The sequence below is a fragment of the Thermoflexus sp. genome (genome assembly GCF_025055495.1).
GTDB lineage: Bacteria > Chloroflexota > Anaerolineae > Thermoflexales > Thermoflexaceae > Thermoflexus.
In genome coordinates this window covers 1-5208 of sequence record NZ_JANWXB010000100.1, presented here as the reverse complement: position 1 = coordinate 5208, position 5208 = coordinate 1, and the positions used below count along the sequence as shown (strand labels likewise).

The following is a 5208-nucleotide window of genomic DNA, read 5'->3' as shown; positions in this document are numbered from 1 at the left end:
GAAGGCCAAGGACCCCTCCCTCCTATCTCCCTTTTCCCTGCGGCCCAACAAAACCGCAGGGAGGAGATTTGGGGAGCTGAGCCGAGGGCCTTCAGCCCCCGGCCCAGCTCCCCAAATCTCCTCCCTGCGGTTTTGTTGGGCCGCAGGGAAAAGGGAGATAGGAGGGAGGGGTCCTTGGCCTTCTCCCCTCGTCTGGGTTGCTCAACCCCTCGATTCATAACTGGACGAAGCACCGGCGAGGAGGGCGATAAACGGATGAAATGGCTCAAGCGCCTTTTCCAGCGACGGGAAGCCGAGAAGCGCGCTCCATCGGCACCCCCGGTCATCCATACTGCTGTTCCCGGTCCCGAGCCCATGACTCCTCCCCCGCCTATGGAAGAACCGAAGGGGGGAACGATGCCCCTTCCCCCTATGCCGTCCCAGCCGGCGCTGGGACTCCGTTTCGGCTGGGCCACTGATCCGGGGCTGGTTCGACCCAGCAATGAGGATGCGATCCTGATTCTATCCATCGTTTACCAGGGTTCCCGGGAGCTGTTGCCCCTGGGCTTGTTCCTGGTCGCGGATGGGATGGGAGGACATCGAGGGGGCGAACAGGCCAGCGATCTGGCTGTCCGGGAGATCGCCCGCTATCTCACCGCTCGTCTCCTGATCCCCCATCTGGCCCATCGAGGTCCTGACCATCCGATTAAGGAGGTGCTGGAGGAATCCCTCCAGGTGGCCAACGCTCAGATCCTCCAGATGGTGCCAGGGGGTGGAACGACTGTGGTGGGGGCACTGGTGGTGGGAGATAGCGTGCATCTGATCCACGTGGGGGACAGCCGGGCTTACCTGGTGTGGCCGGATCGGCTGGAGCAGCTCACGGAGGACCATTCCCTGATTCAGCGGATGATCTCGTTGAAAGGGCTGAGCGAGGAGGAGGCCGCCGGGGTTCCGCGGAACGTTCTCTATCAGGCGCTGGGGCATCCCAGCCGGCTGAATCCGGGCTATCGACGGGTTTCCCTTCCTCGGGATGCATGGTTGATGCTCTGCACGGACGGGCTATGGGGGGAGGTGCCTGAAGCCCAGATCCTACGGATCATCTGGGAAAGCGCCTCCCCCCAGGAGGCATGCCAGCGGCTGGTTCAGGAAGCGAAAACCGCAGGCGGTCACGATAACATCTCGGTGATCCTGGTCGGGCGATGAGCGCGCGCGAGGAGTTCGTGGATTACTACGCGATCCTGGGCGTCCCGCCTTCAGCGGATGCGGAGGAGATCAAGAAAGCTTACCGGGCGCTGGCACGGAAGGTTCACCCGGACGTCATGCCGGGGGCCGGGACCTCCCTGCTGTTCCGTTTAGTCCACGAGGCGTATTCCGTGCTCTCGGATCCCGAGCGGCGGGAGGAATATGACCGGCGGTGGCAGGCCCGATGGGGGAGCCAAAGATCTTTCCTGCGGCTCCAGCTCCTGCTCAGTCGTTCTGCTTTGCCCAGCCTGTCTGCATCTCAAATTCTCTACGCGTTGCTCACGATCGAGCCTGCCCGTCCCCATGCGATCCCTCGCCTGCCGCTCCATCTATGCCTGGTGATCGATCGCAGCAATTCAATGAGAGGAGAGCGGCTGGAACGGGTGAAGGCCGCTGCGCTGGAGCTCACCGGCCATCTGGGGCATGGCGATCGTCTGGCGATGGTGGCCTTTCACAATCGGGCGGAGGTGATCTGGCCGTTAAGCCCGGTGGGGGAGCGCCACCGGCTTTCGATGCGGTTGGAGGCGCTGACAGCGGAGGGGGGGACTGAGATCTACCAAGGGTTGCTCCTGGGCTTCCAGGAGCTCTTCCGCGCCCGCCAAGCTGGCGTCCATTCCCATCTCATCCTCCTCACCGATGGCCGGACGTATGGGGATGAGGATCAATGCCGGACGCTGGCGGATCAGGCCCGGGAGGCAGGGATTGGGATCAGCGCCTTCGGGATCGGAGAGGACTGGAACGATGTGTTGCTGGATGAGATCGCTGCCCGGAGCGGTGGGATCTCTGGCTACATCGCCTCGCCGGAAGAGATCCGCCGCCGCTTTTTGGAGCATCTCTCTCTGTTGCAGGATCGTTATGCCGAGGATGTGCGGCTGGTGGTGGAGCCTGCAGAAGGCGTGCTGGTGACAGCGCTTTATCAGATCACGCCGGAGCTTCGAGTTCCACTGCGGGAGGACTCTGGCTGGTATCTGGGCGCTTTACACACCTCTCGCCCCATCCAGGCGCTGGTCGAGTTCGCCCTTCCTCCCCTGGAGCCGGGCTTCCTGGAGGTGGCCCGACTGAGGGCTCAGGCCCGCATCCCCGGGAATCCGCCGCAGCTGGATGAGGCCGAACTGTCCGTTCAGGCCCACGTGCTTCCCGATGAGCCGCTGATGACCTCGCCGCCAGAACCGGTACTGGAGGCCTTGTCCCGGGTGGTGATTTATCGAATGCAGGAGCAGGCCTGGGCGGATGTCCAGGCCGGGAGATGGGTAGAGGGCGCCCAGAAGCTTCGGGAGGTGGGAACCCGTCTGCTGGAGCTGGGAGTGAAGGATCTGGCGCAGGAAGCGCTGGCGGTGGCCACCCGCCTGCTGCAAGGCCATTCGGTTTCCCGAAGTCAGCGGCTCGCCTTAAAATACAGGACGCGGATGCTGATGCTTCCGCCGCCCGAGCTGGGGGAGAGGCCATGATCGAGTGTCCCCTGTGCGGTCAGAAATATCCCGTCGGCGCGTTGTTCTGTCCAAAGTGTGGGGTCTACCTGCTTACCGGCGGGCCGTTGCGCACCGAACCGCTGCCGGAGGGCGTATCCATCCCGGTGGAATTGCCTGTCGAACCCCCTCCGGCAGAGAGAGCAGGTCCGCAGAGCTTGGTGCTTCAAGTGCTGACCTCTGGTCGCCGTGTGGTGATCCGGCCGGATCAGGAGGTCCTGGTGGGGCGGTTGGATGTAGGCCGGGGGATCTTCCCCCAGGTGGATCTGACGCCCGACGGCGGGCTGGAGGGCGGGGTCTCCCGGCGTCATGCGCGCATCTTCTTCCAGAACGAGCGGTTCCACATTGAGGATCTGGGCAGCACCAACGGGACGTATTTAAATGGCGTTCGGTTGGATCCGTATTCCCCTCGCCCGCTGGGAGATGGGGATGAGCTTCGCCTGGGGCAGATCTCTATCCGGGTGGGGTTTCTGTAAGGATGTCGCGGATTGCAAACCCCTACGCTGAATCGAGATGCCAAATGAGGAAGGTCTGATGGCATACACGGTCTTAATTCATCTGGTGAACGCTGACCCGATCCTGGCTGAGGTTGAGCGGTTGCCGGAGCCTCAGGATCAGGTGTTGATTTGCACGAATGTCCGCCTCCGGGATGGTAAGGAAGTGCATTACATCGACCCGGAGGCTGTGCAGGTGATCATCCCCTGGCATCGGATCTCCTTTGTGGAAGTCCTGAGCTCGCGCGAGGAGCCCGAGATCATCAGCTTCGTGCGGGAGCGCTGAAATGGCTCACATTCCCTTCCGGTCGGAGACGTCGGAGCGCCGGCGGATCCTGATCGTAGACGATGAGGCACGGGTGCGGCAGTTCATCCGTCTGAACCTGGAACTGGAAGGATTCGAGGTCTTCGAGGCCTCTAACGGGCTGGAGGCGCTGGAGAAGATCAAGGAGTTGCTGCCGGATCTGGTCATCCTGGACGTCATGATGCCGGAGATGGACGGCTTCGAAACCCTGGAGTTGATTCGGGAGACAAGCGGTGTTCCGGTGATCATGCTCACGGTGCGGGCGGATGAGGCGGATAAGGTGCGGGGGCTTGAGCTGGGGGCAGACGATTACGTAACCAAGCCCTTCTCCCCTCGCGAGCTGGTGAGCCGGATCCGCGCGGTCCTGCGGCGGGTGGAAACCCCCGCCACCGCCGGCGGAGCGATCCAGATCGATGATTACCTGACCATCGATTTCAACCGGCGGGTGATCGTCGCCGGGGGAAAGGAGATCAAGCTGCGGCCCACCGAGTGGCGGCTGCTGTATCATCTGGTGAACAACGCGGGTCGGACGATGACCCACGAGAACCTGCTGGCCAAGGTGTGGGGTTATGAATATCGGGATGAGACCCATTACCTCCGGCTTTACATCAATTATCTCCGCCAGAAGATCGAGCCGGATCCCTCGCAGCCCCGTTACATCCTGACCGAACGGGGGGTGGGGTATCGGTTTGTGGATTTCCGGGGCGGGGAGCTGGAACGGCTCAAGCGCCGGGCGGCAGAGCGATCTGGGGCTTGAAGGGCACGTCTTCCTCGCCTCTCCAGATCCGCTGCAAGCCTCTAACTCCTTCGGCTCCTATCCAGTCATAGTCTGCTTTTCTTTAAAACTTTCTTAGAACAATCTTAGAACAGTTCCCCCTATTGCCATTGTACATGGTAATCCTGAGCATCCCCGCTTCGGGTTAGCTGCCCCATCCCCTGGTCCTGCTGTTCCTTCAATAGCCCGTGCGATCGTTCCGTGGTCGCTATGCCCATTCTCTATCCCACCTATCGCAAGGATCTCTGCATGGGTGAGGGATGGCTACCTTCTGATGGTGAGGGGAATTCTCTGGATCCGGGGAAATATTCAGCGTGCTGCGTCAGCGCACAGGGGAATGTCTTCCTTCCTCCCTCGTGGGACCTCTTGACAAAAGGGGAGCTTTGTGCTATGATTTGTTTGCCGGCACAACAAACAAATTGGCTAGGTTGTTTGCTGTGGCAACAAACAAAGTGATCGGATGGGAATTCCCGCCTGGAAGCAGGTCGCTTCTACTCCCTACGGCTGGAATACGCGAGCCACGGGTTAGATCCTCAAGTCCAAGTGCTTTGGTCACCGCCGGGTTTCGTGGATCCAGAAAAGGCCATCGATGCAGCAAGGAAGGCTGATGTGGTAATCGCGGTGATGGGGCTTTCCCCTATACTGGAGGGAGAAGAGATGCCTGTGGAAGTGGAGGGCTTCTTGGGCGGAGACCGCACAGACATCGGCCTGCCTGCCCCCCAGGAAGCGCTTCTCCGGCAGCTCCACGCTCTGGGGAAGCCGGTAGTGCTGGTTCTGTTGAACGGCGGCCCGCTGGCAGTGAACTGGGCGGCGGAGCACATTCCCGCTATCCTGGAGGCTTGGTATCCAGGGGAGGCGGGTGGGGAGGCGATTGCTGATGTCCTCTTCGGCGATTACAACCCGGGAGGACGATTGCCGGTCACGTTTTACCAATCCGTAGCGGATTTA

6 protein-coding genes are annotated in these 5208 nt (G+C 61.5%); all 6 read left to right on the top strand.

What is annotated here, in order from left to right:
• The first annotated feature begins 255 nt into the window (after positions 1-255).
• The gene (locus tag NZM16_RS03460) at positions 256-1182 is read left to right on the top strand and encodes a protein phosphatase 2C domain-containing protein (RefSeq protein WP_295478566.1); all 927 of its coding nucleotides are present in this window, start codon (positions 256-258) and stop codon (positions 1180-1182) included.
• Positions 1179-2669, top strand: a complete 1491-nt coding sequence (locus tag NZM16_RS03455; protein WP_295478563.1) for a VWA domain-containing protein — start codon at positions 1179-1181, stop codon at positions 2667-2669. The genes NZM16_RS03460 and NZM16_RS03455 overlap by 4 nt, the downstream gene beginning before the upstream one ends.
• The gene (locus NZM16_RS03450) at positions 2666-3163 is read left to right on the top strand and encodes an FHA domain-containing protein (RefSeq protein WP_295449770.1); all 498 of its coding nucleotides are present in this window, start codon (positions 2666-2668) and stop codon (positions 3161-3163) included. Before NZM16_RS03455 ends, NZM16_RS03450 begins: the two co-directional genes overlap by 4 nt.
• A 58-nt stretch (positions 3164-3221) precedes the next feature.
• Positions 3222-3467 (top strand): hypothetical protein, encoded by a 246-nt coding sequence (locus NZM16_RS03445; protein ID WP_295449773.1) that lies wholly within the window; start codon positions 3222-3224, stop codon positions 3465-3467.
• A 1-nt stretch (position 3468) separates the two neighbouring features.
• A complete protein-coding gene (locus NZM16_RS03440; protein ID WP_295478560.1) occupies positions 3469-4242 on the top strand; it encodes a response regulator transcription factor in 774 nt (257 codons plus the stop codon).
• Between the two features lie 561 nt (positions 4243-4803).
• Positions 4804-5208 (top strand): glycoside hydrolase family 3 C-terminal domain-containing protein (locus NZM16_RS03435; protein ID WP_367281003.1); only part of this gene is annotated, 405 nt, incomplete at its 3' end.